This is a genomic window from Niabella aquatica, assembly GCF_054779315.1.
Genome location: NZ_BAAGYM010000004.1, coordinates 115,258 through 142,065 on the forward strand (window position 1 = coordinate 115,258; position 26,808 = coordinate 142,065).

The window sequence follows — 26,808 nt, forward strand, 5'->3', positions numbered from 1 at the left end:
TTGCGGATGAAAGGAGCACTGCGTATTTTTTTCACAGGTTTGTTGGTTAGCTTTTTAGGTACCTTGCCATTAGGAACCTTAAATATTGCTGCGATGCAAATATCGATCGCAGAGTCGCTCGGGGATGCCATGCTTTTTTCGCTGGGCGCGTTAACTGCAGAAATGATTTACGTGCGTTTGTCGCTGGTAGCAATGGATTGGGTGCGCAGGCAGGAGAAGCTTTTCCGGATATTAGAATGGCTTACTTTACTTATTATCCTGGCGTTGGCTGTTACCAGCTTCATTGCGGCTTCGCATCCACATGAAAACAAGAATGTCATTTTGAACAGCAACCTGCCTTCTTATATCCTGGGTTTAAGCATGAGCGCTGTAAACCCCATGCAAATTCCATTTTGGTTTGGGTGGAGCACGGTTTTGCTTACCAAAGGAGTTTTATTGCCTAATAACGTGCACTATAACCTTTATACCATTGGCATAGGAATAGGAACTATGATCGGAAATTGTCTTTTTATTTTTGGAGGGAGGCTGATCGCGTCAAAGATCCAGGATAACCAGTCGGTTGTAAATTATATTATTGCCGGGGTATTTTTTGTAACTGCATTAATTCAGCTCTGGCGCATGTTTATAAAGAAAAAAGATTTTAAAGAAACTATACATGATGCAGAAACACGCCGGGATTAATTCATTCCATATCTGATATCTTATATTTCTTCTGTCCACTTATCCCTGTCATGCGGGCTGAACCTCCAGGGGGCAAAATTATTCTCTACGTTACTGAACATACTGTTCCATTCCTGAGGAGCATTGCTTTCTTCCATTACCAGGTGACGGCGTAGTTGCAGTATAATATCAAGCGGGTTGATGCTTACAGGACATTCCTGAACACAGGCGTTACAGGTGGTGCAGGCCCTTAATTCTTCTGCCGTAATATAATCGTGTAGCAGGCTTTTGCCATCGCCTGTCAGCTCTTTATAGACATTTATATTTTTACCTACTTCTTCGGTACGGTCACGGGTATCCATCATTATTTTACGCGGCGATAGTTTTTTGCCGGTAATATTTGCCGGGCAAGCGGCAGAGCATCGGCCACACTCAGTACAGGAATAAGCGTCTAATAAATTCTTCCAGCTTAAATCCATAATATCTTTGGCCCCGAATTTTTCGGATGCACTGGCATCAGCAGGCGCTAATTCAGGCTCCATGGCGTACAACACTTCATTTTGAATGACCGGCATATTTTCCATTTTGCCCATAGGGAATAACCTTGTGTAGTATGCATTAGGGAATGCCAGTATAATGTGCAGATGCTTGGAATAGGGCAGGTAGTTTAAAAAAGCAAAGACACCTGTAATATGCAGCCACCAGCAGCTTCTTTCTGTTGCCATTAATACGGGGGTGCTCAGGCCTGAGAGGAGCGGTTGTACGAATTGCGATATCATAAAATTGCCCGTGGCGGATGCTGTATAATGCACAACGCCTCTTGCCTGTAATAAAGTATCAGATGCATTCATGGTAAGGAAAAGAACCATTAAGACGATTTCCGTTATAAGTATATAATTGGCATCACTCCTGGGCCAGCCGTCCAGGTCGTTACTCATAAAGCGCTTAAGCTTTATGATATTTCTTCTTATCAGAAACACTGAGCATGAAATGATAACAAGTAACGCCAATATCTCAAAAGCGTTGATCAGGAAAATGTAAAAGCCTCCCAGGCAGTTTACAAATAAACGGTGGGTGCCGAAAATTCCATCAAGCGCAATTTCCAGTATTTCTATGTTGATAATAATGAAGCCCGCGTAAACAAGGCAGTGAAGCACACCAGCCAACGGCTTCCGGAACATTTTCTTTTGTCCGAACGCCAGTAATAAAACATGTTTCCAGCGTTGGCGTTTATGATCAGTAATGGATTCGTTCCTGCCGAGGTTTATATTTCTTTTAACAATTGTTATCTTTTTATAAAAAATAAACAGGGTAGAAGCGATAAGCAACAGAAATAATATTTGTTGTAATATTTGCATGAGCTTTCGATTACAGCTGCTAATTTACGGGTTTTTGCAAGGTGCAGTCCCAATTGCAGGGATACCATTTTGGATATAGCGGAAGCATCTACAGAATAGGAAGACCTGCTTGGGGCTTTACACGGAATTCGCGTATAATTTAATAATATTTGCTTCACACGACAATTTGAGATATACGCGTTTTGTAACATAGAAACGAAACTCAAGTATTCCATTACAAATATCCCGGCCGTTATAAATGAGTATTTATATTTTTGTTGACAGATAATTGTAACATCAGGGCTAAAAATGGAATTATGACAAAAACTAAAAAATATATTTTGCAGGGTGATGTAATCGCAAAGAAACTAAAGCGGCTGGCACTTGAGGTGATTGAGAATAATATTGAAGAGAAGGAGCTGATCTTTGTAGGCATACAAACTACAGGGGTTATTATGGCCCGGTGGCTGCAAAAGCTGGTAAGCAAGTTGAGCGATGTAAAGATTGAGATACTGACCATGGATATAGACAAGCAGTTGCCGAAGGAGGTAGTGTTAAGTGCACCACTGAATTTTAATGGTAAGGTAATAGTACTGATCGATGACGTTACTAACAGCGGAAAAACCTTATTATACGCAATGAAGCCGTTCCTTGAATTTCATCCCAAAAAAATACAGACGCTGGTGCTGGTAGAAAGAAGCCATACACAGTTTCCCGTCAATGCTAATTATAAGGGCGTTTGCCTTGCTACTACTTTGCAGGAGCATATAGTGGTAGAGGTGGAAGGAGAAATGATTACAGGGGCATACCTGGCATAGATTTTTTATAAAAAAAGCAGGTGTTGTAGTGCTGCGCCTGCTTTTTAGTACTTTCCTGTTTATTTCCCGGATTACTTGAAAACAGTGCTTAAAAAAGTTTTCAATGCTTCCCATGATGCTTTGTCAGCTACCTCGTTATAAGCAATATCCAGCTTATATTTTTCACCAATAACTGTGGCATTGGGGTTGGAAAAAGCATGTTTGGCATTCGGGTAGCCGATGAATGTATAATGTGCCCCGGCATTATCCATTTCTTTTTTAAAGTTGCTTACATCTTTAGCAGGTACCATACTGTCGGCCTCGCCATGAAGCACCAGTATAGCCGGTATAACAGATCCTTTCTGTGGTGCCGGTAAACCACCATTCAGACTGCCGTGGAAGCTGGCTACCCCTTTTAGGTTGGTTCCAAGCCTGGCCATGTTTAATACCATACCACCGCCAAAGCAATACCCTATGGCTGCTATCTTAGCCGTATCGGCCTGTGTAAAGGTTTTAGCTTTTGCAAGCGCTGCATCAAAATGGCTTTTAGCCATGAAAGCATCTTTATAAAAAGGGGTGGCCAGGGAACCTGCGCTGTCAGGGGTTTCTGCGATTTTGCCCTCTCCATACATATCTACAGCCATAGCAAAATATCCAAGCGCTGCTAATTGCTTTACGCGGCTTTTGGTATAGTCGTTCACGCCCCACCATTCGGGTACTACCAAAACAACAGGCAAATGTTCGCCACCTGCTTTGTAAGCCGCAACGCTTTTAAAGTTTTTACCGCCGTTACTATATTCCACATTAACTTCAGTGATTGCAGATGAATCAGCAGCATTTGCTATAGTTGCTAAGCTGTCGTTTTCAGGCGCCTTTTGTGAACTGTTGCTGTTACAACCAAAGGCAGCAGCACATGCCAGTGCGAGAGAGAATAATAATTGATTTTTCTTCATTTGTCTGAGCTTTTTTTAATAACGTTTTATACCTGATTGATATATGGATTGGTATAATAAAATTAGGCATTAAGGATTAAATTTTTACCTTTACGAAAACTATAAAGGCTTTAATGGGCAATAAGAAAATTATAATAGCGATAGATGGTATGTCGAGCTGCGGCAAAAGTACTGTGGCCAGGCAACTTGCAAAAAAGCTGGATTATGTTTATGTAGATAGCGGTGCTATGTATAGGGCGATCACTTTATATTTTTTAAGAAATAATGTTGATATTACCAATGCGGAACTGGTAAAAGAAGCACTTAAAGAAATAGATCTTGATTTCAGATTCAACAGGCAAAGCGGGCAGGTAGAAATATTTCTGAATGATGAAAATGTAGAATACCTGGTACGGGAAATGATCGTTGCTGAAAAAGTGAGCGAAGTAGCGGCGCTGCCCGATGTAAGGCAATATGCAGTAATCCAGCAGCAGAAAATGGGCAATAATAAAGGGGTGATAATGGATGGAAGAGATATCGGGACGGTTGTATTTCCCGATGCCGAGCTGAAGATTTTTATGGTAGCTGATAATACGGTAAGAGTAGAGCGCAGGTTTAAAGAGCTGTATCAGAAAAATCCCAATATTACAATTGAAGAAGTAACGCATAATATAGAAATGCGCGATTATATAGACACCAACCGTGAAGTGGGCCCTTTACGTAAAGCAAAAGATGCTGTTGAAATAGATACTACCAATCTTACACCCGAAGAGCAATTGCACAGCATTTTAGATCTGGCTAACGGGCTGATTCAATAGTTCATGCTTGCGGCATTGGTATTTTTGGCTTTGCTCAAAATAGCAAATTTTGAAACAGCCATACTTCGTTTTAAAGTCAGATAGCAAAACGAAATATATATTAATGAAATCAAGAAGAAAATTTCTGCAACAGGTCACGATTGCGTCAGCAGGTTTGCCTTTACTGGGATCAGGTATATTTTCTTTTAAGCGCAAGGCATTCCATTCCTTTAATAGTGATAAAGTGCTGCGCGTGGCTTTAATGGGTTTAGGCGGCTATGCCCGGCGTGTAGCTGAAGCAATGAATCATTGCCGGAGGGCAAAAGTTACCGGGCTGATCAGCGGTACACCTGAAAAACTAAAAAGCTGGGGAGCTGCCTACCATGTGCCTGAAAAGAATTGTTATAACTACCAGAACTTTGATAGCATCAGGAACAATCCGGATATTGATGCGGTATATGTAACTACACCGAATGCACTTCACTGCAATAATACTGTAAGAGCTGCCCGGGCCGGCAAACATGTGATCTGTGAAAAGCCGATGGCTATCAGCGTTAAAGAAGGCCATGAAATGATGGATGCCTGTAAAAAGGCCAATGTACATTTGCTGGTAGGTTACCGTATGCACTTTGAACCTACTACACTCGAGGTCGTGCGTATGCGTAATGAAGGTGAATTGGGCGCTATCAGGTTTTTCCAGGGGCTCTGTGGATTTCGGATCGGCGACCCGTCGCAATGGAGGCTTAACATGGCATTGGCGGGTGGCGGTTCTCTTATGGATATTGGTATTTATGCGATCAATGGTTGCCGGTATATGGTTGGCGAAGAGCCTGTTTGGGTAACAGCGCAGGAAACGAAAACCGATACAGAAAAGTTCAGGTTGGGTGTGGATGAAACCATACAATTTCAGTTTGGGTTTAAAAGTGGTGCCGTAGCTTCCTGCCTCTCATCGTATAATATGAATAACCTGGATCGTTTTTTTCTGAATGGCGAAAAAGGATTTGCAGAAATGCAGCCTTCAACAGGCTATGGGCCTATAAAAGGCCGCACAAATAAAGGAGAAATTAATGCGCCGGTTGTAGTGCACCAGACAGTACAGATGGATGAAATGGCCGCTATTATACTGGATGGTAAACAGCCCGTAATACCGGTAGACGGTGAAGAAGGCCTGCGCGACCTGAAAATTATTGAAGCTATTTATAAAGCAGTTTCAATGGGTAAGAAGATAGGGTTGTAACTGTCTTTTATAATCCCGGCTTGATGAAGAACCGCATTATACGACCGTCATTTTATTGTACTTGTTACGATATTCAACAGGTGTAAGACCTGTGATTTTTTTAAAGATAGACCGAAACGCTTTTGTGTCTGTATAACCCACATCGTACATTACTTCGTTAATATTTTTCCGGCTCGATTCAAAGCTTCGTTTGGCAGACTCAATCTTAACCCTGTTGATGTATTCCAGCACGGAATTATTAGTAGCCGTTTTAAACCGCCTCTCAAAGCTTCGCCTGCCTAACGAAACCAATGCTGCCAGTTCTTCAATCGTAATTTTTTCCTGGAGATTTTTATCAATAAATTCCTGTGCCTGTTTTATAGCTTCATCCGTATGATTTTTCTGTCCCTGGAACATAGCAAAAGCTGCCTGGCTATCTCTATCGATGTCAATAGCAAAGTATTTGGAAGCCAGTATGGCCGTTTGCCTGTCGGTATATTTTTCTACCAGGTACAGCAATAAGTTCCAGTAAGACATAGCGCCACCGCTTGAGTAAAGACCATGTTCTTCGGTAACAATACTGCCGTCTATTATTTCTACGCAGGGAAACATTTCACGAAATTCGTTTTGAAACCCCCAATGCGTTGAACACTTTTTACCATCGAGCAGGCCCGTAGAAGCCAATAAGAATGCGCCTACACAAAGTGAAGCAACTTCTGCCCCATTGTTGTATTGATCCTTTATCCAGGGCAGGATTTTCCTGTTGGCTTTAATAGCAGTTTTCATATCCCCAAGCAAGGCCGGGATGATGATCAGATCTGTTTTCTTTACATCTTTCAAAAGCTGTGAAGTATTGATAGAAAAGTAGCCATCATTAATTTTTACTTCTTTTTTTAAGCCTACCAATTGCACATTAAATAATGGCTTTTTACCCGATACTGCCATAAATTGGTTTACTGCCGAAAACAAGTATTGTGGATCGGCTATGGCCTGCATTACCGAATTTTCGGGAACAAGTATGCTTACATTCTTCATTTCGTCTGAGCTATGATTTGTTTGATTTTTTATGATTACGCAGATTTGAATTTTTTATTGGTCAACCGTTTAAAGTTTAGGCTCATTTCTCCAAAATTTATTAGTAAGCCAATTTCCAGATTGTATGCTTCCAAATAATTAATGGCTTGTGCAAAATGCACATCTTCTAATTTTGTGATAGCTTTTAACTCTACGGAAACAAGAGCCTCAACCAGAAAATCAACCCTTCTTGTCCCAATCTGTTCCTCCCGGTAATATATGGGCATCTCGTATTCGCGTTGAAAGGCAATGCCCGCCAATCGCATTTCGATTGCCAACGCCCGTTGATAAATGACTTCCTGAAATCCGTTGCCCAATGTTTTATGAACAGTCATTGCACAACCAATTATTCGGGATGTCAGTTCCGAATATTTATACCTTTCATCAATCATAAAAATCATTTAATCACAGAAATCATAGTTCAGACAGTTACGGTTATAAAGATAAAGTAAAGTTTGTCGTAAATCACCCTTTAGTTGTCATTTATGCACATCGTAATATCTACATATCCGTTGCATCTTTGTATTATTAGTTCAGGCAAATTATTATTTACCATTTAAATAAGAGAAAATGAAGCAGGTATTCATCAATTTGGCAGTAAAAGACCTCGACAAATCAATGAGCTTTTACACCGCCCTGGGTTTTTCAAATAATCCTCAGTTTTCAGACGATACAGCAAAATGTATGGTATGGAGCGACAGCATTTTTGTAATGCTGCTGACGCATGAAAAATTTAAGACCTTTACGGACAAACCTATTGCGGATACGAAAAACGGAATTGCAGCGCTATTCTCTCTTTCATTGGAAAGTTTAGACCAGGTAAATGAAACAATGGAAAAAGGGCTTGCCGCAGGCGGTATTGAGCCTAATGAAATAAGAGATTATGGCTTTATGCAGCAACGAACCATAGAAGATTTTGACGGGCACACCTGGGAAGTGTTTTATATGGATATGAGCAAATTTCCGCAACAGTAAAATCTGTAACAATAAAATCCAATTTTATGAATGTACAAAAAATAGTTCCCAACCTCTGGTTTACTGCCGATGGCGGAACACTCGCTAATATAATTACCTATTATCAAAATGTTTTCGGACAAGACTTTCAGTCAGAAGAAATCATACCGCTTGGCAACACGCCCAGTGGAAATACCGAACTGTGCAACGTTGAAATTTTCGGTATGAAGTATGTTTTTATGAGCACAGAAAACGAACATCATCTGTTGAATGATGCCGTTTCGTTCATCATTAACTGTAAAGACCAGCCGGAGATAAACCGTTATTGGGATTATTTCACCAATGAGGGTAAAGAATCGCAATGCGGCTGGTGCATCGATAAATACGGGCTTAGATGGCAGGTACTTCCTGAAAATTTAAACGAGCTGATGAGCAAGCCCGATTCGTTCGAGGTAATGATGAAGCAGAGAAAAATCATAATTGAAGATTATTAAAAGGCCATACAATGAAAAAAGTAAAGTTGCAAATGCAAACGACCATCAACGGATATGTTGGTGGCTTAAATGGCGAAAGCGATTGGATGACATGGAACCCTGATACCGAATTTACAGCGTTTCTCAATACAATGCTTGATACCTCGGACACACTATTGCTTGGCAGAAAGACGGCGGAAAGTATAATAAAATATTGGGAGCATGAAGCAGCGCAGAATCCTGCTCATCCCTTTGCAAAAAAAATAGCAGATATCCGAAAAGTTGTCTTTACCAATACCCTTAACCAATCACCCTGGAACAACACTAATTTGGCAAAAGGAAACCTGGCAGAAGAAATAGCCAATTTAAAAAAGCGAGAAGGAAAAGACATCCTGGTTTTTGGCGGTGCAGATTTTGTTTCATCACTGATAGAGGAAGAGCTCATTGACGAGTATCATCTTATTGTAAATCCAACAGCCATGGGCAACGGTATGACTATTTTTAACTCGCCAGACAGGATACAGAAATTTACTCCCATAGCATCAAAGCTTTATCCGGGAGGGAAAATTGTTTTAAGCTACAAACCACAAAAATGATTGAAAAGAGACAATCAAAAATGGCACGGGAAGGAATTAAAATTTAAAAAAATGAAAAAATTACAATTCAAAACGCGCATCAAAGCACCTGTAGGTAAAGTGTACCGCATAATGCTCGGATTAGACAGCAAAGCTGATTACGAAGCGTGGACAGCCGGGTTTAACCCCACTTCCACCTACGAGGGAAGCTGGGAAAAAGGCTCTAAAATCCTTTTCGTTGGTACAGGTGAAGACGGTAAAAAGGGAGGAATGGTCAGTGAAATAGCGGAGCATATTCCCAACCGTTTTGTTTCGATTTGCCATAACGGAATATTGGACGGAGACAAAGAAATCACATCAGGCGAACAGGCAGCGCAATGGGCAGGCGGTTTTGAAAATTATACTTTTGAGGAAAATAACGGAGTAACGGACCTTACCGTAGACTTAGAAACGGCCGATGATTATTTCGATTATTTCAACGAAACCTGGCCGAAAGTATTGGAAAAGCTGAAACAGATAATCGAAAATAATTGATACAATATATTTAAAAAAAAATGATGCTCACAGATAACTCAGAAAAGCACGGATGTTTTTATCCGTGTTCATTAATGAAATCAGTGAGAGAAAGATAAATAACTAAAAATTAAAGAAAATGGAAAAGAACAAAGTGACCTTACACAGGGTTTTAACAGCTTCCGCCGAGAAAGTATTTCGTGCATTTGCTGATGCCGATGCAATGGCAAGCTGGTTGCCGCCTTATGGATTTGTATGCAAAGTCCATCAATTCGATTTTAAAGCAGGGGGTATGTACAAAATGAGCTTTACCAATTTTACAACAGGCAATGCGCATTCGTTTGGCGGCGAATACCTGGAAATTGTACCCAATCAGTCATTAAAATACACGGATAAATTTGATGATCCCAATTTGCCCGGCGAAATGATCACAACCGTACAATTAACAACGGTAAGCTGCGGAACAGCATTGCATATTACGCAAACAGGCATACCCGATGTGATACCGGCTGAAATGTGCTATTTAGGCTGGCAGGAATCATTAGAGAAATTGAAAAAATTAACAGAGCCCAATATTCCGGATGCGTAAAGATCAAATGCCAAAAAAGACTAATTAAGAAATAAATGGCACAAATAAATTCATATCTCACATTCAATGGCAACTGCCGGGAGGCAATGATATTCTACAAAGGATGCCTGGGCGGTGAGCTTACCTTTCAAACCATTGGTGAATCGCCATTGTCAGCAAAAATGCCGAAGCGAATGAAAAACTGCATTGTGCATGCTACACTTTCCAAAGAGGCACTGTTGCTGATGGCTTCTGATATGGTGAGTGAGCAGGGTTTGATAAAAGGCAACAGCGTTTTGCTTTCATTAAATTGCAGCAGTGAAGAAGAAATTAAAGATTGCTATGCAAAACTTTCAGCAGGCGGAACTGCCAGTCATCCGCTAGAAGAAAATTTTTGGGGTGTATTGTTTGGTAGCCTTACGGACAAATTCGGTAACCACTGGGTGCTTAATTACAACAAAAATGCGAACGGTTAAAATTTTACTGTAATGAAAAAGCAAAAAATTATTTTCTGCACAGCTACCGTTGTTATTTTTCTTTGGGAAGGATTGATGCCCTTGAGTACACTGCTTTTCGCGCCGGGATACGTCAATGCAGGCACAAACCCCCTGGGTTTATGCACTTATTATTTGCAAAGTATTGGGCGCAACGGCTTTAATCACTCCCCGGTTGCACCCCAAGCTAAAAGAATGGGCGTATGCGGGACTGACGTTCAACCTGGTATTTGCCGTCATCAGCCATATGGCGGTAGATAAAAATGCCGTTTTTATTTTAATGCCAATCGTGGTAGGTATTATCCTTGCAGTGCCATATTTATACAATCAAAAAATTCAAAACAATGGCAAAAACAAATTTTAAAACGATTGACGAATATCAAAGTACATTTACAGGTGATGTGCTGAAAAAAATGCAGGCTATTCGTAAACTGGTGCATCAAATAATGCCCGAAGCAGAAGAGGTGATCAGCTACCAGATACCTGCTTTCAAAATCGGTAAGCAATTCTTGATTTACTATTGCGCATTTCCAAAGCACCTCACTTTATCAAGCCCGTGGAGCGAAGCATTTTTAGAGGGGTTTGAAAATGATTTGATGGGAATGAAAGTGTCAAAGTCTGCCATTCAGTTTCCGCATGATAAACCCTTACCGTTGGATTTAATAAAACGGATACTGGTTTTCCGTAAAAAAGAGGTAGAGGTGAAAAGGTAAAAGTTCAAACCTCTTTATCAAGATAATATGGTTGTAACAGCCGGTTAAATTCATCAGTATAAATGTTACCCTTTTTAATAACTATTTCCCGGCTTGCTATACCGGTTTTACTAAAAGAGCCTTTGAGCATAATTCTGAAAGGAGTGTGGTTCTCGGTTTGCTTTACAAAAACAACCTTGTTGATAAATAAACGCCCTCCGGTTATTATATCCTGTATCTCTTCCTGTCTTCTTGCAGGTAATAATAAGTAAAATGCGCCTCCGGGCTGTAATAGTTTTTCAATTAATGGGATAAGTTCATTCAGCTTTAAACCATCATCATGATGGGCAATATTTTTCCCTTTTACGCTGCTTTTCAGATCGCTTTCATAAAAAGGAGGATTGCTTATGATACGATCATATTTTTGGGTATAGCTGAAAGATCGTGCATCTGCGTTAAATACCTGTACCCGGTTATAAAAGGGAGAGGCGCTTATGTTTTTTACCGACTGGCGGTAATCGTTTTCCTGTAATTCAACGCCATCAATGCTGGCATGGATTTGCTGCGCCAGCATTAAGCTGAGTAAACCGCTGCCGCTTCCAATGTCGAGCAGGCGGAGCGGTGTACCGGTTGTTTCGATATCGTTAGCAGCCCATGCTCCAAACAGGCAGGAGTCGGTAGTTACTTTCATACTACACTGATCGTGGTGAATAGTGAACTGCTTAAATTGAAAATAAGGATTAGGCAATAGATTGAGATGTTAGACGTTAAACAATGGACTTAACTATCAGGGTTTGGTAATTAGTGTTATGTTAATTGCAAGTTGTCGTATTTTAGGTAAATTACCTGACGCCAGACAGGTGAGTGAATACTGCATATTCAGGGGCTTTGCTCACTACTCACTGTTCACCACTCACGGTTAACTTTACATTAGATTATTTAGCTCTTATTTTCTTTCAGATGAATAATAGCCCATCTTCATTCAAATCCCCGGGCTGCCGGCTGCACCGATAATGAGGTAAAATCTTTATTAAGCAGCTTGTAATAGGCCGTAATAGCGATCATTCCTGCATTGTCCGTACAATATTGAAATTCGGGGATAAAAGTGTTCCATCCGTTCCTTTCACCCAGTTCAGTAAAAGCTTTGCGCAGCCCACTATTGGCCGAAACGCCCCCGGCAATGCAAATGTCTTTTACACCCACATCCTCTGCTGCTTTCCTGAACTTATTTAATAAAATAGTAATGATCCGTTTCTGAACAGAAGCACATATATCCGTAAGGTTGGCTTCAATGAATTGCTTTTTCTCATCTTCGGTTGCTGTAAACGCTTCTTTATATACCTGGCTTTTTCCTGCATTCATTAAAAAGTAAAGGATCGCTGTTTTTAATCCGCTGAAGCTGAAGTTGTATCCCGGTATTTTAGGCTCAGGAAACCGGAAGCGATCGGGGTCGCCTTCTCTGGCATATTTATCAATTAAAGGCCCGCCGGGGTAAGGAAGGCCCAGCAATTTGGCACACTTGTCAAATGCTTCTCCTGCAGCATCATCAATTGTTTCTCCGATAATTTCCATTTCTACGGGAGATTTGCAAAGTACAATTTGTGTATGACCGCCGCTAACCGTTAAACATAAAAAAGGAAAAGCAGGCTTCCTGTCGGGGATGAGATTCGCTAAAACATGCGCCTGCATGTGATTTACCGCTATTAAGGGTTTGTTCAGGGCCAGCGCTAAAGATTTGGCAAATTCGGCACCTACCAATAACGATCCTATTAATCCTGGTGCCTGTGTAAAAGCGATAGCATCCAGTTGTTCCAGTGTCTTCCCTGACTGTTGCAGCGCTACGTCTACAACCGGCACTATATTTTGCAAATGCGCGCGCGATGCCAGCTCGGGAATAACGCCGCCATATTGTGCGTGCATGGCCTGTGTGGCTATATTGTTGGATAGTATTTTCCCGTTTGCACAAACGGCAGCTGATGTTTCATCGCAGCTGGATTCAATGGCTAATATGATATTGTTTGGTGACATGTATTAAAATAAAGAGGTGCAAATATCCATAACATTTGCCGGATTGTAAAGCTAAAATAATTGTAACGACCGGTGGTGCAGGTACGCCTATTCTACCGTTTCTTCGAGCATTAAAAGTTTACCATCTTTAGTAATACCTTCGGCAATGACTTTGAATTTTTTAGTGCGGTCGTTATTGTAAAAATGAACTGGTATTGACGCGTTGGCCGTATCTGTAATTACCTCCGGCTGCCAGAACAAAGTAAGGCGGTTGTCGCGGTAATCTATATCAGGAGGGGTGGAATAATCGGGGCTGTAAAATTCTTTGATAATGCTGTATCCATCGTAATCCACAATATCTCCGGTGCTTTCCATTTCTTCATTCAGATCATCACCCCGTTTGGTATAGACAGCAATGGCAGGACTGTTACCGCGGGCACCGATAAACTGCGGATATATCTTTATTAAGGCAATTTGATTGGGTGGAATGGCTGATATGAAGCCTGCATCCTGCATTGGCATTTCATCGAGAAATAACTGTACCGGTTGCTGCCTGAAATACAACCTGTAATCTTCAAAACCTTTTCTCTGCACATTTAAGCTGGCAACACGTCCTGTTAGCCATTCAAAAATATTCATTTGGGGAATAAACTGGCCGGTCAGGTTGATGGTTCTTGCATTTATATTTCCAGCAAACAGCCCGCTCATATATTTTTTTTCCAGCTCTTCTAAAGTAAGCCTTCGTCCTTCAATATGAATATTGTCCAGCAAAACTCCACTGCCCTTTGTATAGCTGGAAAAGGCCGATTGCATATTATTAGCAAGCGAGGTATTAGTGTTTACAGCAGCGGGCATGTGTAGTGCAGGCAGGTTATAGGTCTGGTATAACGAATCAGTATCCAGCTTTACAGTGATAAATCGGCTTTTATTACCCATTATATCACTGAATAACACTTTTGCTTTATCAAAAAATACTATCGAATCCATTTTGAAACGTCCTTCGGCATCAGTTTTTACCATTTGCAGGGCACGGCCCGAATCTGAAGTGGCCACCCAGATCAGCAGGTCACGCTCGGCAAAACTTTTCCCGGAGCCACGCACGTTTACCTTACCCGACAGAGAAATATAACCCGGGTCGTTATATACCGGCAGGGGCAGTTTATTTTGTACGACTTCTTTCCAGTTAAAGCGCCGCCAGCCATTGGTAAGCATTACCAGGTCTGCCGCTTTTTTGGTATTCTCATCCTCGGTAAAATAAAATGCAGGATTATGCACATAACCCGGAATATCGCTGGTAAGCAACAGGGAAGAAAGGATGTTTTCTTTGCGTAATCCAGGCTCATTGAAAAGATCATCTGTTACCGATACCGAAAAATTACCCGCTACGGGTTGGTTCAGTTCAATGATATACTGGTTCAATCCTCTTGCTTTTATGTTTATCTTTTGCCGGTTCAGGCTGGCATCCACCTTATATTCCTTATTATTGATCAATACAAGGCGTTCGGCCAAAGGCATGCCCTCTTTGTTAAAAAAGGTAAGCTGCAACACTCCTGAAGGGAAGGTTGAAGTGTTGATGTTGCCTCCGGTACTACTACCAAGTGGCTCCTTTAGTATTATTTTATGCTGCATTTGCCCGATAAGGTAAGCAGGGGTAAAGCTGCTTTCCCCAGATGTATGAAAAGTGTATGGTAAGCTCCCTGTTGAAGGGGTAACCCTGATGGAAAGCCCCTTTTCTACAGCTGGTGGTAAGGGAGTGCTGCTGTTATTAAACTCCGCAATATATGTTTTACCGGTCTGAGGGGTTAACTGAAACGTACCCATACCGTCGTGTATACTTTTTGCCTGTATTATAACAGTTCCGGTATTATCTTTTATATCGGCTGATATATTTACCGGCAATCCTCTGTTGTCGGTGGCTTTAAAAGCAATATTATTTTCTACTCCGGCCAACAGGGTTCCACCTTCGGGGAAAAAAGATAAGGAAACTTTGTTAAGGCCTGTTTCTTTTATCTTTGAGGTTCTGCCGTAAATACGGATTGGCGTGCTGTATAAATAATCCTTATTATGGTTCAGCATTAAAGGGGTATAGGCCCTGAGCCGGTAAGTTCCGGTTGTGGCAGTATCAGGTATATCTAACTGCCCGTAAGTGATGCCACCAAAAACAGGCAATACTTTTTTAGCAATAATATGGCCACCGGGATTAATAAGCTCTATAAACAAGGTGGAGTTTCTCGCCGAAGGCAAAAAGTCAGACATAAAATAACCTTTGAACCAGATGGTTTGCCCTGCAAAATAATCCTTCCTGTCAAGGTGCAGATATATCTTTTCGACAGGGTTACTGTGGTGCCACGATTCAAGTTTTTGATCGGGGGATTGTGCATGGATCCCGGTAAAAAGGCCACCCGTCAAAAATAAAAGACATATATGTTTTAAAATAGTCATTGTGTATAAATACATTACAAAAAAACGGGAAGCCGGGTTTTCGGTATTCCCTTTTAAAGGATGCATTTAACAATGTATTTACACAAAAATGATGCGCATTTATGGAGCCTTCGGCTCTATAAATTTTTCGATCATCAGCATCCGGCCGTCTTTTGTTATTCCTTCTGCCACTATTTTAAAACGTTTAGTGCGGTCGTTGTTGTAAAATATCACTGGTATTTTAGGATTTACATCTGCCACAAATATAGTAGGATACCATGCCATAGTTAACCGGTTGTCGGCCTTTTCATTACCAGGCTGTTTATCATAATCGGGATTGTAAAACTCTTTTACAACCGTATATCCATTATAAGTAATGATATCGGTAGGAGATTCCAGCGAGGCGCTCAGTTCAATCCCTTTTTTCATATAAATGGCCAGCACCGTACCTCCGCCGGGAGTTGCAACAGAATTGGGAAGTAATTTTACCATGGCTATCTCGTTAACGGAAATAGATTCTATCATAGAAGCATCTGTAGGTATTTCGTCAAGAAAAAGCGAAACATTACTTCCCCCAAAGCCGCCTCCCCTGAAGCTTAGCACATAGTTGCCCGGGGTTCCTGAAACCGTCAGGCCTGCTATCCTGCCTTGTAAATACTGAAAAATACTACCTGAATAATTTTCATTTCTCAGATCCAGGGTACGGCCGTTGATGCCCCCCGCGAACAGCCCGCTCGCATATTGTTCATCAAGCTTTTCCTGTTCTGTTTTTTGCCTCGCTTTTACCGTAACATTTTCAAGTGTAAGGCCTGCAGCTTTGTTGTAATCATTATAAGCGCTCATCATTTTAGCTGTATTTACAGTTTCGCTGCTGTCAAAAGGTAATGTAATAGGTGGGATATTATATTTCCTGGTCAATGAATCGCCATCAAGCTTCACAGTAATAAATTTACTTTTTTTGCCCCGTACATCTGAAAACAGGATCCTCATTTTATCATAAAAAATCATCGAATCTATATTGAAATATCCTGATGAGTCTGTATGCATAAACCGGGAAACACTATTTTTACCCAGGGTAGAATCTACGGGGCGCATCATCACTATGATGTCCTTATTCTCCAATGGCTTTTTAGTACCTTCGATCATGACCCGGCCTTTAAGGCTGATATATCCGGGATCTTTAAACCGGGGTGGCGGCAATTTATTCTGCGCCACATCTGTCCATTTAAAACGCGTCCAGCCATTGGTCATCATCACCAGGTCTATAGTGTTCTTTACCATTTCTGATTCGGAGCTAAAATAATAAGAAGGATTGTGTACGTAACCTTTTATATCGCTGTTCAGTAAAAACCAGGAGTATATATTCTGCGGCCTGGTGGTTTCGTTCTCATAATCAGCATCGGTTACCGAAATAGAAAAATTACCTATAACCGTATCTGGCAGCAAAATTGAAAAGTGGTTCCGCTTTCTGGCATCTGTATCCAGGGTATCAACCCGTAACTCTCCGGGCAGTATATAATCCCTGTTATCAATGAAAGTGATACGTTCGGCCAGCGGCATGTCGTCTTTATTAAAAACGGTAAGGTGCAATATGCCGGAGTAAAAATTATTTGTTGGGATCAAGCCGTTGATCTCTTTTTTGCCATCCCTGAAGGGCTGCCTGAACATTATTTCATTTTCCATCTGGCCTATCATATAAGCCGGTTTAAAGGCTGGTTCATCGCTGCCCGTTTGTATCCTGAACTGTTTTCCCTGTGCTGTACTTCTTACGCTGAATAGGATACCGTTTTTTGTTTGTTGTGGTAAAGGGTATTTTTCTTCCGATCCCGCAATAGTTGCAAAATAACTGTCTCCCTCAATGGGCAGGAGAGGAAAAGATCCCATACCATCGTGCATTGTTTTAAAAGTAGTGATTACCGCTCCTGTATTATTCATTATTTCACCCGTTATATTCATGGGCAATCCGTTCTTATCAGTTGCCTTAAAAGCTATTACATTCATCAGGTTGGAGATCATATTCCCTCCCTCGGGGAAAAACAGGAGCTGGTTGTTATTCCCGGAAGGGCTTATCTCTTTCTTTCTGGCCTCTTTTCCGGAAATAGTGATGCGTTTATAAAAGATAAAACCGGGCTGATTCATCATCAGGGGAGAATAGGCTCTCAGTTGGTAGGTTCCGGCGGGTGTGTTTTCGGGCACGTCTAACTGTCCGAGAGTAGTGCTTAAATAAGCGGGGAAAATGCCGCGTACAATAATATCTGATCGGTTATTCACCAGCTCGACATACAGGGTAGAACTTTTGCCGGAAGGAACAAAATTGCTCATAAAATACCCTTTAAACCAGATCGTTTGCCCCGAAAAATAGCTTTCACGGTCCAGTTGCAGGTATAATTTTTCCACCGGATTGATCTTTGTCCACTCAATTAGTTTATTATCAATGTTTTGGGAGATAGAATGGAGGGTGGCGGACATTACACCCAGGATGAGTAAGAAAATATTTTTCATACAGATAAATCAGTAAGTGAAAATAATATAAATGACTGAACAAAATCTCATAAGTTTATTATTAGCCGGTTGTTTGCCAGGAAAACAGACATTTTGTCCTCATTTTTTCATTGGCAATATTATTGTCATGCTTAGTTTTGTCAACAAATAATGATATGATGAATGTAAACAATGATAATTTTTCAGATCAGGATGAATTAAACATCAATGCCGATGAAAACCTGAGTGGCACGGAGCACCTGAATGATCCTGTAGAAGAGAACCAACTGGAATCTTTAAAAGCAGAGCTGGCCGAAAGCAAGGATAAGTACCTGAGGCTGGCTGCTGAATTTGATAATTTCAGAAGGAGGACCAGGAAAGAACGGGATGAGTTTTCACAAATCGCCAGTAAGGATGTGGTCGTTTCACTTTTGGACGTACTGGATGATGTAGAGCGTGCAACCGGGCCGTTAGAAGCCAGCAATGATGAAAAGCTGAAGGAAGGAATTTCGCTTATATTTGGTAAGCTTAGAAATACGCTGCAATCAAAAGGCCTAAAACCAATGGAATCAGTTGGACATGAATTTGATCCCGATCTTCATGAAGCGCTTACTGAAGTGCCTGCTCCGTCAGCGGATTTGGTGGGTAAAGTAATAGATGAGATTGTAAAAGGCTATTATCTGAACGATAAAATTATACGCCATGCAAAAGTGGTAGTAGGAAAATAAGAGTATGGCAAAAAGAGATTTTTACGAAATATTAAGTATATCCAAAACCGCAACTGCTGAGGAGATCAAAAAAGCATACCGTAAAGTGGCTATGCAGTATCACCCGGATAGAAATCCTGGAGATAAGGCCGCTGAAGAGAAGTTTAAGGAGGCAGCAGAAGCATACGAAGTATTAAGCGATGCGGATAAGCGCGGCCAGTATGACCGGTTTGGCCATGCCGGTTTAAGTGGTGCAGGACGTGGGGGCTTTGGTGGCGGTATGAATATGGAAGATATCTTCAGTCAGTTTGGAGATGTTTTCGGTGATGATATTTTTGGCAGTTTTTTTGGCGGCGGAAAGGCAAGAAGTGGCGCTCAGCGGGCGCGTGGTGTACGTGGCAGCAACCTTCGTGTAAAGCTTAAATTGAATTACGAGGAAATAGCTAAAGGCGTTACTAAAAATATTAAAGTAAAAAAATATACCACCTGTAATACCTGCGGCGGGAACGGGGCTAAAGACAGGGGCAGCGTACAAACCTGTACCACCTGCCAGGGGAGCGGCCAGGTAAGAAGAGTACAGCATACGTTCCTGGGGCAAATGCAAACGGTGACCACCTGTCCTGATTGTAATGGTGAGGGTACTACTATTACTTCTAAATGCCCTCATTGTAAAGGCAGTGGCAGGGTTTATGGCGAGGAAACCATTTCTATTGATGTGCCGCCTGGCGTACAGGCAGGCATGCAGCTGAGCATTGGCGGAAAGGGAAATGCCGGTGAGCGCGGAGGCATGCCCGGAGACCTGATTGTTTTGATTGAAGAAGAAACGCATACCGAATTGCAGCGTGAAGGGCTAAATGTTGTTTACGACCTTCATATTTCCTTTACAGATGCCGTATTTGGTACAAATGCGGAAGTGCCTACCATTGATGGAAGAGCGAAAATAAAGATACCGGCAGGGACACAAAGCGGGAAAATATTCAGACTGAAGGGCAAGGGATTTCCTAATGTACATGCTAACTATGAAAAGGGCGATCAGCTGATTCATGTTAGTGTATGGACGCCCCAGCATTTAAGTGATGAGGAAAGAGGCGCATTGGAAAAGCTTTCCGGCTCTCCCAACCTGAAACCCCAACCAGAAAAAAGTGAGAAGGGATTTTTTGATAAAATAAAAGATTTGTTTAGCTAAGAAATTAGTAAAACTACCTGGAGCTGTTGTTTATTGCAACAGCTTTTTTCGTGCTTGGATTTTAAGTTTAGAAGAATCATTTTAGTATCTTTCAGGTTCTGTAAAAAATATAATGTTTCAGTTAAATAATAAAAAAGCGATTGTAACCGGCGGTGGCAGCGGCATAGGCAAAGCTGTTTGCCTTTTATTTGGTAAAGCAGGTGCTCATGTATTTGTAGCAGACCTGAATGAAGAAGCTACAAAAGAAACAGTAACAGCCATTAAAGCCGCCGGGGGCAATGCTACTGCACTGCCTGTAAATGTAGCTGATCAGCACGAAGTAGTTATGGCTTATAGTACTGCCGGTAGTATTGATATACTGGTAAACAGTGCGGGTATTTCTCATATTGGCAAAGTAGAAACCACTGCTGCCGAAGATTTCGATAAAGTTTTTAATGTAAATGTAAAAGGTGTTTATAACAGCCTTTATGCAGCCATCCCGTTAATGAAAAGAAACGGTGGCGGAGTGATCCTGAACCTGGCTTCTATTGCATCGAGCGTAGGTATACCCGACAGGTTTGCCTATAGCATGAGCAAAGGAGCCGTGCTTGCTATGACGCTATCCACCGCAAAAGATTACATAAAAGATCATATCCGCTGCAATTGTATTTCTCCGGCAAGGGTGCACACGCCTTTTGTAGATGGTTTTTTAGCTAAAAACTATCCGGGGAGGGAAGCTGAAATGTTTGAGAAGCTATCGCAAACCCAGCCTATTGGCCGTATGGCTAAGCCCGATGAGATCGCAGCCCTGATACTTTATTTGTGCAGTGATGAAGCTTCATTTATTACCGGCTGCGATTACCCGATTGATGGGGGATTTATTAAATTGAATAATTAAATACAAATGTCGCCCTGTTCCGATCTATCGGAAGACGAAGGGCGTTTTCATTATAACATCATGGTTCGTCAAGCTCACCATGACAAAGGAATAAAACATGAAACTGATACGTTACGGCCAACCCGGCAATATTAAAACGGGAGTTATTATTGATGGTGTAAAATATGACACTTCTGCTTTTGGAGAAGACTACAATGAGGCTTTTTTTGAAAATGCTGGCCTTGTACGGCTGCAAAAGTTTGTAAACGACAATAAGGGAAAACTTGCTGTGGTAAATGAAGAGGAAAGGCTGGACAGCCCTGTGGCCCGCCCATCCAAAATACTGTGCATTGGACTGAACTATGCCGACCATGCGAAGGAAACCGGCGCTACCATTCCTGCCGAACCGGTCATTTTCATGAAGTCTACCACTTCTTTATGCGGTCCTAACGATAATGTTATCATCCCCCGGAATTCTGTAAAAACAGACTGGGAAGTGGAACTGGCCGTTGTGATCGGCAAAAAAGCCAGTTACGTAGAAGAAGCTGAGGCAATGGATCATGTAGCGGGCTATGTGTTGCACAACGATGTAAGCGAACGCGAGTTCCAGCTGGAGCGTGCCGGTACCTGGGATAAAGGAAAAGGCTGCGATACCTTTGCTCCGCTTGGGCCTTTCCTTGCTACTAAAGATGAAATTGCAGATCCTGATAACCTGCGCCTGTGGCTGAAAGTGAACGGACAAACCATGCAGGATGGTACTACTGCCAATTTTATTTTTAAGCTGCCTTATGTTATTGCCTATGTAAGCCAGTTCATGACGCTTTTACCCGGCGACGTAATATCTACCGGAACCCCGGCTGGTGTAGGCATGGGATTCAGCCCTTCGGTTTACCTTAAACCCGGCGACGTAATTGAATTAGGCATTGACGGGTTGGGAACCTCAAGCCAGACCTGCGTGGCGTGGAGCAGGTAGGCTTGTAGCCCATTGACTATAGCCCATGGACTATTTTTAAATTGCTATAATAATGAACAATGGTTTACAGTAGCTGTTCGAGACGCCCTCGTCTCGAGCACTTATTCTATCGCTTTTAGCGATAAAAACGAAATGTACGATAGAACGAAATGGACTACTACGATATTTGTAGGCAAAATATTCAATAAATACTGTTCAATAATCAAGCAAATATGGCCCATACAATAGACGCCCACCAGCATTTTTGGGTATTTGATCCCGTTCGCGATTCGTGGATTGATGATTCCATGAAAAAAATACAGCGCGATTTTTTGCCCAAAGATCTGAAACCTGTTTTAGATCAGAATGAAATAGAAGGCTGTGTGGTAGTACAAAGCGATCAATCGGAAGTAGAGAATCTTTTTCAGCTGACCAACGCTATGCAAAACGATTTTGTGAAAGGTGTGGTAGGCTGGGTAGATTTGCAGGCAAAGAATATTGAGGATAAGCTGGCGCATTATAGTTATTACCCGAAAATGAAAGGCTTTCGCCATGTATTGCAGGGCGAGAAGGACAGGGCGCTGATGTTAAGAAAAAAATTTATGAATGGCATCAGCCTGTTAGAAAAGTACCATTTCACTTACGATATCCTCATCTTCCCCGACCAGCTGAAATATGCAAAGAAGCTGGCAACAGCTTTCCCCAACCAGAAATTTGTGATCGACCATATTGCCAAACCCTATATAAAGGATAGCAAAGTAGATGGCTGGAAACAGGATATACAGGCCATAGGCCAGCTGCCTAATGTGTACTGTAAAATAAGCGGTATGGTCACCGAGACTGAATGGAAAAAATGGAAACCGGCAGATTTTAACCCTTACCTGGATACAGTGGTGGAGGCTTTCGGCGCTGAACGTATAATGTACGGCAGCGACTGGCCGGTTTGCCTGGTAGCTGCTTCATACAAAAAGATGAAGGCGATTGTAGATAGTTATTTTGCCTCGTTTTCTGAAAACGAGAAGAGGGCTTTTTACGGAGGGAACGCGATAAAGTTTTATGGATTGTAACATGGTCTGACTATGTTACACAGAACTGTAACTTTATAGAAAGATGCTACAATGCGTGTAATAAAAGTACCCTTGTTATTTGTTGGCTCCAAAGAAGAGAAAATGCTTTACACGCTATTTGATAGCGGCGCTAACCTGTCGTGTATAAATCCTGATATGGTGGAAGGTATTGCTGATCTGCAGCCGTTGGGAAGGATCAGAAAGCTGGCTACGGCAAGCGAAGGTCTTTTTATAGAGGTGAAGTATCGTGTTGCTTTAGATTTCTATATTAATGATGTTTTACTGTCTGATGAGTTCTTGGTAGTGCCTAATTTGAGCGAGGAAGCCATTATTGGCGCGGCAACGCTTCAAAAATGGCGTATCATGTTAAATTTTGAGCATGATATAGTGGAAGTAGATCCTAAAGTGGCTAAGCTGCAGCTGATTTGATAATAGAATGCCCGGTTATCTGCCGGGCATTCTATATTTTATAGTAAATACAAATTATTCTTCTGTCATAGCATCCAGTACCTTTGGTGTAACGCCTGTAAAGCTGAACCCGCCATCGTGGAAGAGGTTCTGCATGGTTACATATTTGGTAAGGTCGCTGAACATAACCGCCACATAATCGGCACAGGCTTCTGCAGGGGCATTGCCCAGGGGGCTCATTTTTTCGGCATACGCAATAAAGCTGTCAAACCCTTTTACGCCACTGCCCGCAGTGGTGGGTGTAGGCGATTGTGAAATGGTGTTCACGCGCACTTTCTTTCTTTCGCCATAATAATAACCGAACATCCGGGCAACACTTTCCAGCAAGGCTTTGGCATCAGCCATTTCGTTATAATCGGGAAACACACGCTGTGCAGCAATGTAGGTAAGTGCCACCACACTTGCATGTTCATTCAGCCCATCCAGCTCCCAGCAGGTTTTTAAAACCTTGTGCAGGCTCATGGAAGAAATATCAAATGTTTTCTGGTTCCACTCGTAGTTCATTTCAGTATAATGCTTGCCTTTTCTTACGTTTAGTCCCATTCCTACCGAATGCAGGATAAAATCGAGTTTTCCGCCAAAATGTTCCATTGATTTTTCAACCAGGTTTTTCAGGTCGTCCATATTGGTGACATCAGCGCCGATTACAGGAGCGTTGCCACATTCTTCGGCAAGCTGGTTAATGGTTCCCATACGTAAAGCAACAGGTGCATTGGTTAGCACAATTTCTGCACCTTCCGCATAACACTTTTGCGCTGTTTTCCAGGCTATGGATTTTTCATCCAGCGCGCCGAATATAATTCCTTTTTTCCCTTTTAAAAGATTATAAGCCATAGTTAAAAATTAGGTGGTAAAAGTAAGGATTGATTTTGATTTGTAATACCGGTTCAGTAAAATTACCGGAACACTGGCCGTTTGCGGTATTTCTTTCGTTCGATGGCATAAACGGTTCGGGTTACAAAATAGCCCAGGGCCGCGCCCAATATTACATCACTGGCCCAATGCCGGTTATGATAAATGCGTGAAACGCCGGTAAGGGATGCCAGGGAATATGCAACCGGGGCTAACCATTTTTCGTGAGGGAACTCCTGTACCAGCACTGTAGCTATAGTAAAGGCGATACTTGTATGGGCCGATGGCATGGAAGTGTACCGGTGTTTGCCGAAAGGCAGGGCATAGTTAAATGGCGTTTCGCTGGCATCGGGCCGGCTGCGTCTGATGATATTTTTTGAGACAAAACAGATAGCGGATGAAATAGCCATAGCCTTGCTGCCTCTTAAACCAATGCTTTCAATATGTTTGTTGCCACTTGCGAGTCCGGTAGCATATACAAGAGGGAAGACCAACAGGCTATAATTGCTGCCAACAGGCCCTGCAATACCGGCTATACCATACGAAAAATTATTTTGATTGTGCAGGGCGATGCTTTGGATCTTTTTATCGAAGATCATGGCAGCGCCCACAGTGCCCATAATTACAGAAAATTTTAGCCAGTCTTTCTGTTGCCAGTGAAGAGGTTTTTCTACAGTTCGGATCCCATCTTTGAAACTGCTTATGACAAAATCCTTATTTAACTTTTCGTACTGCTTGCTGATGTGGAGAAGGGAGTCAGTAATAGCAGCAATTGAATCGGTATGTTGTAAATTAGCATCAGTACCCTGTTTTTGTGCATTTGCAGAAAAACAGGAAAAAAAGAGCAGCATGAAAGATAGTGCTCTCAGTGGTTTTATACAATGTATGGACTTAGAGATTTTCAGAAAGAGGGCTATAAATATTATTTAGATAAAATCATTATGCAGGAAAGCTATCGCAGTTTGTCAATCTGCAACTCCCTTTGTTAGTGCTAATGTTGTACCATTTCACGGGCATTTTCCAGAGCAGCCGCAGTAGGTTTTTCACCTCCCAGCATTTTCGCAATGGTCGTTATTCGCTCCTCTTTATTCAGCTGCCTGATATTGGTTTTTACCTGATCGGCTTTCAGCTCTTTATACACGAAGAAATGAGCATTGGCTTTGCCGGCAATCTGCGGCTGGTGGGTAATGCAGATCACCTGCCTGTTCGCTGCCAGCTGTTTCATAATGATGCCTACCTGTTTAGCAGCTTCACCTGAAATACCTGTATCTATTTCGTCAAAGATCAATGTAGGCATATCCATTTTTTCGGCTACCAGGCTTTTAATACAAAGCATTACACGGCTTAGCTCACCACCGCTGGCCACTTTACTTAGCGGCTTGAACTGCCCGCTTTTACCTGCCTGTACGGCAGGCAGGTTGGCATCAAATAAATATTCAATTCTATCTATCCCGCTTTCTGTAGGAGGCTGCGATGATATGGAAACCTTTACCGCAGCGTTAGGCATACCTACCTGTGCCAGCATCTGGTTTACCTGTTTTTCAAAAGCAAGAATTTGTTTTTTCCTGGATGCGGATATTTTTTCACCTGTAATGAACACTTCTTTTTCTAATGCGGATACCTGTTTTTCAAGTTCGGCAACCTGGTCGCCGATATTCAGAACGGCCTGTAGTTTTTTCTCGAGCTGCTGCTGTATTGCCAGTAATTCGTTGGTAGATTGAACCCCATGCTTTTTCTGCAGCCTGTAACCGCCAGATATGCGCTCATTCAGCTCGTTTATTTTTTCAGCATCGTAGCTGATGCTGTTGTTCAGGCGCTCCAGATCAGACGCAACATCGCCGAGCTCAATTTGTGCGCTTTGCAGTCTTTCTGTAATAGCAGGCAGATCTTTGTGATAGCTGCTATAGCTGCTCAAAAGCTGTACAAGGCTTTTTAATTGTTGCGTGATGGGATGTTCGCTTTCAGATAGTTCTCCATAAACCCGGCTAAGTGTGCTCTTAATACCTTCCGCATTTGAAAGTATCTTTAACTCTGACTCTATAACTTCCAGTTCATTCTCTTTAAAGTTGAATGCTTCCAACTCTTCAAACTGGAATCTGTTATAATCGCTTTCTTTTTCAAATTGTTGCTGCTGCTGCTTCAGGCTGTCCAGGTTTTTGAGGCCTTGTCTCCATTTTGCAAAAACTGATCTGTAGCCTGAAACGGCTTGTTGTGTATTGGCTAGTGCATCAATCACATTTACCTGGAAGCTGCTGTCGTTTAAAGAAAGGGTATCCAATTGCCGGTGCAGGTCTACCAGCAGTTCGCTCAGGCTATGCAATTGTGTAAGATTTACCGGCGTATCATTGATAAAAGCGCGGCTCTTGCCTGACGTGGCAATTTCACGCCTGATAACCAGCTGCTGCTGCTCGTCCAGGTCATTCTCTGTAAGAAAATTCCTGACCAGCTTTTTCCCTTCGGCATTAAAAATACCTTCTATCACGCATTTTTTTTCTTTGTTTACCAGGGCCGATGTGTCGGCCCTTTCGCCCAGTATTAAATTTAAAGCACCAATAATAATGGATTTACCGGCGCCTGTTTCCCCGGTAATGATGTTCATACCACCGGAAAAATCTATTTCCAGCTCATCAATAATGGCATAGTTGCTTATAGATAAATGTTGCAGCACACAGCAAACGTACATGAAATTTTCCGTTCATAAAATACAGAAAGGATAGGCGAAAAAAAAT

The 26,808-nt window shown here is 41.9% G+C and carries 29 protein-coding genes; 18 read left to right on the top strand and 11 right to left on the bottom strand.

The window, feature by feature from the left end; genetic code table 11:
• Positions 1 to 6: 6 nt before the first annotated feature.
• Positions 7 to 681, top strand: coding sequence for a LysE family transporter (locus tag ACYVBM_RS04255; RefSeq protein WP_460684383.1), 675 nt, complete (start codon positions 7 to 9; stop codon positions 679 to 681).
• Between the two features lie 20 nt (positions 682 to 701).
• Here ACYVBM_RS04255 and ACYVBM_RS04260 read toward each other — a convergent pair whose 3' ends face one another.
• Complete coding sequence (locus ACYVBM_RS04260) at positions 702 to 2,018, bottom strand: 4Fe-4S dicluster domain-containing protein (protein WP_460684384.1); 1,317 nt, start codon at positions 2,016 to 2,018, stop codon at positions 702 to 704.
• Positions 2,019 to 2,314: 296 nt separating this feature from the next.
• Here ACYVBM_RS04260 and ACYVBM_RS04265 point away from each other — a divergent pair, with 296 nt between their 5' ends.
• Positions 2,315 to 2,815, top strand: a complete 501-nt coding sequence (locus tag ACYVBM_RS04265; protein ID WP_460684385.1) for a phosphoribosyltransferase family protein — start codon at positions 2,315 to 2,317, stop codon at positions 2,813 to 2,815.
• Between the two features lie 71 nt (positions 2,816 to 2,886).
• Here the strand turns inward: ACYVBM_RS04265 and ACYVBM_RS04270 are convergent, their stop codons facing one another.
• Positions 2,887 to 3,747, bottom strand: coding sequence for a dienelactone hydrolase family protein (locus ACYVBM_RS04270; RefSeq protein ID WP_460684386.1), 861 nt, complete (start codon positions 3,745 to 3,747; stop codon positions 2,887 to 2,889).
• Positions 3,748 to 3,860: 113 nt separating this feature from the next.
• On the opposite strand from ACYVBM_RS04270, the gene cmk reads away from it, so the two are divergent.
• A complete protein-coding gene (gene cmk / locus ACYVBM_RS04275; RefSeq protein ID WP_460684387.1) occupies positions 3,861 to 4,544 on the top strand; it encodes a (d)CMP kinase in 684 nt (227 codons plus the stop codon).
• A gap of 103 nt (positions 4,545 to 4,647) precedes the next feature.
• Complete coding sequence (locus ACYVBM_RS04280) at positions 4,648 to 5,760, top strand: Gfo/Idh/MocA family protein (RefSeq protein WP_460684388.1); 1,113 nt, start codon at positions 4,648 to 4,650, stop codon at positions 5,758 to 5,760.
• A gap of 36 nt (positions 5,761 to 5,796) precedes the next feature.
• On the opposite strand, the gene ACYVBM_RS04285 is transcribed toward ACYVBM_RS04280, so the two are convergent.
• Both ACYVBM_RS04285 and ACYVBM_RS04290 read right to left on the bottom strand, forming a co-directional pair.
• Positions 5,797 to 6,774 (bottom strand): GlxA family transcriptional regulator, encoded by a 978-nt coding sequence (locus ACYVBM_RS04285; RefSeq protein WP_460684389.1) that lies wholly within the window; start codon positions 6,772 to 6,774, stop codon positions 5,797 to 5,799.
• 35 nt (positions 6,775 to 6,809) lie between these two features.
• Entirely contained in the window at positions 6,810 to 7,205 is a 396-nt protein-coding gene (locus ACYVBM_RS04290) for a GxxExxY protein (protein ID WP_460684390.1), read from the bottom strand.
• Between the two features lie 178 nt (positions 7,206 to 7,383).
• On the opposite strand from ACYVBM_RS04290, the gene ACYVBM_RS04295 reads away from it, so the two are divergent.
• From ACYVBM_RS04295 to ACYVBM_RS04330, 8 genes are all read left to right on the top strand, one after another.
• Positions 7,384 to 7,788: a VOC family protein gene (locus ACYVBM_RS04295; RefSeq protein WP_460684391.1), complete on the top strand. Its 405-nt coding sequence runs from the start codon at positions 7,384 to 7,386 to the stop codon at positions 7,786 to 7,788.
• A 26-nt stretch (positions 7,789 to 7,814) separates the two neighbouring features.
• The gene (locus ACYVBM_RS04300; RefSeq protein WP_460684392.1) at positions 7,815 to 8,261 is read left to right on the top strand and encodes a VOC family protein; all 447 of its coding nucleotides are present in this window, start codon (positions 7,815 to 7,817) and stop codon (positions 8,259 to 8,261) included.
• 11 nt (positions 8,262 to 8,272) lie between these two features.
• Positions 8,273 to 8,836 (top strand): dihydrofolate reductase family protein, encoded by a 564-nt coding sequence (locus ACYVBM_RS04305; RefSeq protein ID WP_460684393.1) that lies wholly within the window; start codon positions 8,273 to 8,275, stop codon positions 8,834 to 8,836.
• A gap of 51 nt (positions 8,837 to 8,887) precedes the next feature.
• Positions 8,888 to 9,349, top strand: coding sequence for an SRPBCC family protein (locus ACYVBM_RS04310; protein ID WP_460684394.1), 462 nt, complete (start codon positions 8,888 to 8,890; stop codon positions 9,347 to 9,349).
• 118 nt (positions 9,350 to 9,467) lie between these two features.
• Entirely contained in the window at positions 9,468 to 9,917 is a 450-nt protein-coding gene (locus ACYVBM_RS04315; RefSeq protein WP_460684395.1) for an SRPBCC family protein, read from the top strand.
• Positions 9,918 to 9,952: 35 nt separating this feature from the next.
• Positions 9,953 to 10,372, top strand: a complete 420-nt coding sequence (locus ACYVBM_RS04320; protein WP_460684396.1) for a VOC family protein — start codon at positions 9,953 to 9,955, stop codon at positions 10,370 to 10,372.
• Positions 10,373 to 10,487: 115 nt separating this feature from the next.
• Positions 10,488 to 10,754 carry a DoxX family protein gene (locus ACYVBM_RS04325; RefSeq protein ID WP_460684397.1) on the top strand — a complete coding sequence of 89 codons (267 nt, stop codon included), beginning with the start codon at positions 10,488 to 10,490 and terminating at the stop codon, positions 10,752 to 10,754.
• Positions 10,735 to 11,103: an iron chaperone gene (locus ACYVBM_RS04330; RefSeq protein WP_460684398.1), complete on the top strand. Its 369-nt coding sequence runs from the start codon at positions 10,735 to 10,737 to the stop codon at positions 11,101 to 11,103. The genes ACYVBM_RS04325 and ACYVBM_RS04330 overlap by 20 nt, the downstream gene beginning before the upstream one ends.
• A 4-nt stretch (positions 11,104 to 11,107) precedes the next feature.
• On the opposite strand, the gene ACYVBM_RS04335 is transcribed toward ACYVBM_RS04330, so the two are convergent.
• From ACYVBM_RS04335 to ACYVBM_RS04350, 4 genes are all read right to left on the bottom strand, one after another.
• On the bottom strand, positions 11,108 to 11,830 hold the full coding sequence (locus ACYVBM_RS04335) for a tRNA1(Val) (adenine(37)-N6)-methyltransferase (RefSeq protein ID WP_460684399.1): 723 nt from the start codon (positions 11,828 to 11,830) through the stop codon (positions 11,108 to 11,110).
• Positions 11,831 to 12,060: 230 nt separating this feature from the next.
• A complete protein-coding gene (gene tsaD, locus ACYVBM_RS04340) occupies positions 12,061 to 13,110 on the bottom strand; it encodes a tRNA (adenosine(37)-N6)-threonylcarbamoyltransferase complex transferase subunit TsaD (RefSeq protein WP_460684400.1) in 1,050 nt (349 codons plus the stop codon).
• Between the two features lie 87 nt (positions 13,111 to 13,197).
• Positions 13,198 to 15,597 carry a hypothetical protein gene (locus ACYVBM_RS04345; protein WP_460684401.1) on the bottom strand — a complete coding sequence of 800 codons (2,400 nt, stop codon included), beginning with the start codon at positions 15,595 to 15,597 and terminating at the stop codon, positions 13,198 to 13,200.
• Between the two features lie 33 nt (positions 15,598 to 15,630).
• Complete coding sequence (locus ACYVBM_RS04350) at positions 15,631 to 18,012, bottom strand: hypothetical protein (RefSeq protein WP_460684402.1); 2,382 nt, start codon at positions 18,010 to 18,012, stop codon at positions 15,631 to 15,633.
• Positions 18,013 to 18,167: 155 nt separating this feature from the next.
• On the opposite strand from ACYVBM_RS04350, the gene ACYVBM_RS04355 reads away from it, so the two are divergent.
• The 6 genes from ACYVBM_RS04355 (at position 18,168) to ACYVBM_RS04380 (ending at position 23,188) form a co-directional block, all read left to right on the top strand.
• Positions 18,168 to 18,719 carry a nucleotide exchange factor GrpE gene (locus ACYVBM_RS04355; protein ID WP_460684403.1) on the top strand — a complete coding sequence of 184 codons (552 nt, stop codon included), beginning with the start codon at positions 18,168 to 18,170 and terminating at the stop codon, positions 18,717 to 18,719.
• 4 nt (positions 18,720 to 18,723) lie between these two features.
• Positions 18,724 to 19,884, top strand: a complete 1,161-nt coding sequence (gene dnaJ / locus ACYVBM_RS04360; RefSeq protein ID WP_460684404.1) for a molecular chaperone DnaJ — start codon at positions 18,724 to 18,726, stop codon at positions 19,882 to 19,884.
• 112 nt (positions 19,885 to 19,996) lie between these two features.
• Complete coding sequence (locus ACYVBM_RS04365) at positions 19,997 to 20,761, top strand: SDR family NAD(P)-dependent oxidoreductase (RefSeq protein ID WP_460684405.1); 765 nt, start codon at positions 19,997 to 19,999, stop codon at positions 20,759 to 20,761.
• Positions 20,762 to 20,858: 97 nt separating this feature from the next.
• Positions 20,859 to 21,713 (top strand): fumarylacetoacetate hydrolase family protein, encoded by an 855-nt coding sequence (locus ACYVBM_RS04370; protein WP_460684406.1) that lies wholly within the window; start codon positions 20,859 to 20,861, stop codon positions 21,711 to 21,713.
• 212 nt (positions 21,714 to 21,925) lie between these two features.
• The gene (locus ACYVBM_RS04375; RefSeq protein ID WP_460684407.1) at positions 21,926 to 22,759 is read left to right on the top strand and encodes an amidohydrolase family protein; all 834 of its coding nucleotides are present in this window, start codon (positions 21,926 to 21,928) and stop codon (positions 22,757 to 22,759) included.
• Between the two features lie 51 nt (positions 22,760 to 22,810).
• The gene (locus ACYVBM_RS04380) at positions 22,811 to 23,188 is read left to right on the top strand and encodes a pepsin/retropepsin-like aspartic protease family protein (protein WP_460684408.1); all 378 of its coding nucleotides are present in this window, start codon (positions 22,811 to 22,813) and stop codon (positions 23,186 to 23,188) included.
• 54 nt (positions 23,189 to 23,242) lie between these two features.
• On the opposite strand, the gene ACYVBM_RS04385 is transcribed toward ACYVBM_RS04380, so the two are convergent.
• The 3 genes from ACYVBM_RS04385 to recN form a co-directional block, all read right to left on the bottom strand.
• Positions 23,243 to 24,061 (bottom strand): enoyl-ACP reductase FabI, encoded by an 819-nt coding sequence (locus tag ACYVBM_RS04385; RefSeq protein ID WP_460684409.1) that lies wholly within the window; start codon positions 24,059 to 24,061, stop codon positions 23,243 to 23,245.
• Positions 24,062 to 24,123: 62 nt separating this feature from the next.
• Entirely contained in the window at positions 24,124 to 24,930 is an 807-nt protein-coding gene (locus ACYVBM_RS04390; RefSeq protein WP_460684410.1) for a phosphatase PAP2 family protein, read from the bottom strand.
• 140 nt (positions 24,931 to 25,070) lie between these two features.
• Positions 25,071 to 26,762 carry a DNA repair protein RecN gene (gene recN, locus ACYVBM_RS04395; protein WP_460684411.1) on the bottom strand — a complete coding sequence of 564 codons (1,692 nt, stop codon included), beginning with the start codon at positions 26,760 to 26,762 and terminating at the stop codon, positions 25,071 to 25,073.
• Between the last annotated feature and the right edge of the window lie 46 nt (positions 26,763 to 26,808).